Genomic DNA, 3,679 nt, shown 5'->3' on the forward strand with positions numbered 1-3,679 from the left:
TAGGCATCTTCACCGGTTCGGCGTGCAACCAAAAGGTTTTTAATGTAAATGCGGTAGTAACTCACAGTTGCCCTGAGGCGGTTGTTCCAGTCGGCCCGCATTCCGGTTTCCAGGTTCCAGCCGGTTTCCGGTTTTATATCAGGGTTGATTTGACCTGCGGGCAAAAGGGTTTCTTCAAACGATGGCGTGGAAAAACCATGACTCACATTTCCGAATAGTGAAAATGTGCCGGAAATTTGGTAATTGACTCCAACGCGCGGCGAAAGCACTGGTTTGTAGGAACGTTTTCCTGACTGGTCGCCATCTGCCTGAAAATTATCGGTATAATCGAAGCGTGTCAGGTTACCATTGATTCCGGCAGACAGAAACAGTTTTTCCTGAAAGTTCGATTCCATTTGAATGAACAGGTTTTCATACGAACGTTTTTCGTTGTTGTCTGAAAGCACATCATCCGGATTGTCGTTCGACCAGGTGGACCAGTTATAGTTTTCACGGAAAAACTCAAGTCCTGAAGTGAAAGTGATTTTGGCCACTTCACCATCTATTGTTCTTTGGTAGTAGCCGCGCCAGCCCAAATAATGCGAATTCTCCAGCAATAAATTGAACGGCCTCGGTTCGTCGGCTTCGCGGAAACTTCCGAAAGCAGCCAGTGAAATTTTACTTTGTTGTGTGGGCAAAATATTCATGGAAAGCCCCATTTGTCCTTTGGTGTATGCCTCGTAACCCTGAATGCCTTTCCAGTTGGCAGCCGCTTTTTCAGGGCTTTCGAGGAAAGTGTTCAAATCAATGGAGCTGGGAATAAAGGCTTTCATTTTGGTGAGTTTTATCAGTGCCTCCAGATTCACTTTTTCAGAAACAGCATACCCGGAATGGAGCATAAGATTGGCCCGGTTGGTAGCATTGTTTTCGCGGAATCCCTGACTGTTCAGCACAGAGCCCAGCGCAAAAATATCGAGTTTGTTCTGACTGATACCTGCCGAAAGTGTGTTTTTGTATGTGTTAAAAGAAGCAACAGTTGTTTGGTACCGAACGAAATCATTGCGCACACTTTTTGGGTGAAAAAGAATGGTGCCGCCCAGTCCGGCGCCATATAAACTGGAGGAGGGACCTTTGATAATTTCAACCCGCTGAATGGAAGAATTTTCAAGGTCTTCAAGTGTTGTTTCGCCATCGCCGCTGGTGAGTGGAATTTCACCAAAATAGGCTTTTATTTTGTTTGTGGCATAAGGTGTTCTCGACCCAATTCCGCGGATAGTGAGGCGGTTCGTGGCCAGTGTTCCGTGGTGCACCAAAACGCCCGGAACCTGGTTTAGTGCTTCAACCGGTGTAAATGCACTGCCGGTTTCCAACTGGATGGGCACAATCAGATTGATAGGCGCCGGCGTGTTAAAAAGGTTGTACGGCGTGCGAAAGGCCGTAACAGTCACTTCGTCAATTTCTCCTGAAAGGGCCGTAGTATCTTGCATTGTCTTTTTTACCGAATCAACTGGAAAACTGTTTTGCGCCTTTCCTGAAAAGGGGAAAAAAACTCCTGCAAAAATTAAAATCAATAAAAAGGAAACAGGTATTCTCATTATAATAAACCTTTTTAAAAGTTGGTTGAAATTTCTTTTTTGTTATTTTAACAGTCTTAAATGCTAAAGTTAATACAATGAATAAACTGGTCGTTTTGTTCGCACTTTTTTTTGCTTTTTCTGTATCTGCACAGGATCATCCCAATCCGGCAACCCTTGAACCGGGTGCAAAAGCCATCGATTTTAACCTGAAAGGCGTGGACGGGAAAATGTATTCGCTCAGTTCGTTTAAGGATGCCAAAATACTGGTTTTCATTTTCAGCGCGCCGCATTGTCCTACGGCACAGGCGTATGAAGATCGGATAATCGCCATTCAAAATGATTATGAAAAAAAAGGCGTTCAGGTGGTTAAAATAAATCCGAACGACCCCAATGCTGTATGTCTTGAAGAAATGGGGTATTCCGATTTGGGCGATTCCTTTGACGATATGGTCATCAGGGCAAAGGATAAGGGATACAATTTTCCGTTTTTGTATGATGGCGATACCGAAGAAATGTCTATTGCTTACGGACCGGTTGCCACACCTCATGCTTTTGTTTTTGATGAAAACCGCATTTTGCGTTATGTGGGCAGGATTGACGAGTCGGAAAAACCAGGCACGGCCACACAACACGATTTACGTAATGCCATTGAGGCTGTTTTGGAAGGCAAAGAACCGCCGGTTACCCAAACCAAAGTGTTTGGCTGTTCGGTAAAATGGAAATGGAAAGGCGAGTGGCGCAAAAAACTGGACACCAACTGGGCCAAAAAGGAAGTTCCGCTTGAAAACCTTTCGGTTGAGGGACTAAAAGAACTGGTAAAAAATGATTCAGAAAAGTTGCGGTTGATTAATGTGTGGGCCACGTGGTGCGGGCCATGCATTGCCGAATTCGACGAGCTGGTGGATACTTACCGCATGTACATGGGCCGCGATTTTGAAATGTACACCATCAGCACCGATAAGCTGAACATCAAAAATAAAGTGCAGGAGTTCCTGGAAAAGAAAGAGGCTGCCATTGACAATAATTTCATTTTCGAATCGGAAAACCGGTATGATTTAATTGAAAACCTTGATGAGAAATGGCAGGGCGAAATTCCATACACTATCATTGTGGAACCCGGCGGTAAAATTGTTTACCGGAGTTCAGGAGGTTTAAATTTCAGGGAGTTACGGAAAGCTATCGTGGAGCATCCGATGATTGGCCGCTATTACTGAATCTCAGGGTTCAGGCAATCTTCCGTTTTTTTTCCGGTTAACAGGTTGAAAAGGTTCAACGCTGCCCGTTTCTGAAGTTCGTGTGCAGCACGGTCGGAGTACCATGCATAATGCCCGGTGGAGATGGTTCGCGGATGGTTGATAAGCGGCTTCTGAGCTTCGGTTGCCGGTTCATTTTCGTAAACATCCAGTCCGGCGCTGTGAATTTGCCCGGCGTTTAAAGCCTCCAGCAAAGCTTTTTCATCCATCACTTCGCCACGAGCAGTATTAATGATTACAGGTTTTTTCTTCATTTTGCCGAATGTTTCGCGGTTCAGCAAATGTGTGGTTTCTTCGGTTAAATTGCAGTGAATGCTGATCATGTCTGATTGTTGCAGAAGGTCGTCCATTGAAGTTTTTCGAACATTCAAACTGTCGAAATAATGTTGCGGTTTATATGGGTCGGAAGCAATGATTTCACGGAAAAGGGGAGCTGCTTTTTTGCTGAACTCGCTGCCAATTCTACCCAATCCGATTATTCCCAGGGTTTTGTCATGCAGTTCAAAAACATCTTCTACCGGCGGAGCGGCAAACTGCGCAATAATTTGCTTTTTTGGATTCCACATTCCGCGGCTGCATGTGAGCAGCAAAGCCAGCGCATGGTCGGAAACCGAGTGATTTGCATAACCCTGCACATTGGCCACTTTCACACCGTAACGGGTGCAGGCATCCACATCAATGTTGTCGTAACCAACGCCATATCGCACAATGGCTTTCAGATTTTTCATACCCGACAGAAATTCCGAATCAACAGTTGTGTGCCGAACCAGAATTCCGTGGGCTTCACGCGCAAATTCCATTTTTTCAGCTTTTTCACCTTTATATAAAGAATGAATTTTCAAATTGAATCCGCTGCCTTCGAAAAGCGAT

3 protein-coding genes are annotated in these 3,679 nt (G+C 44.9%); 1 reads left to right on the top strand and 2 read right to left on the bottom strand.

Annotated features, from left to right (window positions below; all coding sequences use genetic code 11):
• On the bottom strand, positions 1 to 1,466 hold a 1,466-nt coding region (locus tag ACESMA_RS21350), incomplete at its 3' end, for a TonB-dependent receptor (RefSeq protein ID WP_372950913.1).
• A gap of 185 nt (positions 1,467 to 1,651) precedes the next feature.
• Here ACESMA_RS21350 and ACESMA_RS21355 point away from each other — a divergent pair.
• Complete coding sequence (locus ACESMA_RS21355; RefSeq protein ID WP_372950914.1) at positions 1,652 to 2,770, top strand: redoxin domain-containing protein; 1,119 nt, start codon at positions 1,652 to 1,654, stop codon at positions 2,768 to 2,770.
• Here the strand turns inward: ACESMA_RS21355 and ACESMA_RS21360 are convergent.
• The coding region (locus ACESMA_RS21360) for a C-terminal binding protein (protein ID WP_372950915.1) at positions 2,764 to 3,679 on the bottom strand (916 nt) is incomplete at its 5' end. The two genes, ACESMA_RS21355 and ACESMA_RS21360, sit on opposite strands and share 7 nt — an antisense overlap.

It is taken from the genome of Mariniphaga sp. (assembly GCF_041687215.1).
Classification (GTDB): Bacteria; Bacteroidota; Bacteroidia; order Bacteroidales; family Prolixibacteraceae; genus Mariniphaga.

Bases quoted from the DNA above. Each gene is read 5' to 3' on its own strand.
- ACESMA_RS21355 (WP_372950914.1), top strand. From the start codon at position 1,652: ATGAATAAACTGGTCGTTTTGTTCGCACTTTTTTTTGCTTTTTCTGTA.